This is a genomic window from Enterobacter sp. UNJFSC 003 (assembly GCF_036903355.1).
Classification (GTDB): domain Bacteria; phylum Pseudomonadota; class Gammaproteobacteria; order Enterobacterales; family Enterobacteriaceae; genus Enterobacter.
Map to the genome: position 1 here is coordinate 1 of NZ_JBAKHK010000090.1, position 311 is coordinate 311.

Below are 311 nucleotides of genomic sequence, written 5' to 3' on the forward strand. Positions count from 1 at the left end.
TTCACCGTTTACAATACCGACAGAAACTGCGGCTACCATCCCTTTCATCGGGTTGGTTTTCAGCTTGCCGTTTTCCACCAGCTTCTGTAGCGCATCTGCCAGCGCCACGCAGGCACCCGTAATCGACGCGGTACGCGTGCCACCATCAGCCTGAAGCACGTCGCAGTCCAGCGTAATGGTGAACTCACCCAGCGCTTTCAAATCTACTGCCGCGCGAAGAGCACGGGCGATCAGACGCTGGATTTCCATTGTGCGTCCACCCTGCTTACCTTTCGCCGCTTCACGAGCGTTACGGGTGTGGGTAGAACGTG

General features: G+C 57.2%; 1 protein-coding gene. It reads right to left on the reverse strand.

Annotated elements, in window-relative coordinates:
• The coding region (rph, locus tag V5P19_RS23230) for a ribonuclease PH (RefSeq protein WP_334407885.1) at positions 1-311 on the reverse strand (311 nt) is incomplete at both ends.